General features: G+C 57.5%; 1 rRNA gene. It reads left to right on the top strand.

The features are described from left to right. Position 1: 1 nt before the first annotated feature. Positions 2–233 (top strand): 23S ribosomal RNA (locus tag OO69_RS48675); the annotation flags it as partial.

Raw genomic sequence — 233 nt, forward strand, 5'->3', positions numbered from 1 at the left:
TGATTCCGGGAGTAGTGGCGAGCGAAACCGGATGAGGCCAAACCGTATGCGTGTGAGACCCGGCAGGGGTTGCGTATACGGGGTTGTGGGATCTCTCTTCTGTCGTCTGCCGGCGACAGGACGAGTCAGAAACTGTTGATGTAGGCGAAGGACATGCGAAAGGTCCGGCGTAGAGGGTAAGACCCCCGTAGTCGAAACGTCAACGGCTCGTTTGAGAGACACCCAAGTAGCAC

Origin of the sequence: Streptomyces sp. NRRL F-525 (assembly GCF_000716605.1) — a bacterium.
Lineage (GTDB): Bacteria > Actinomycetota > Actinomycetes > Streptomycetales > Streptomycetaceae > Streptomyces.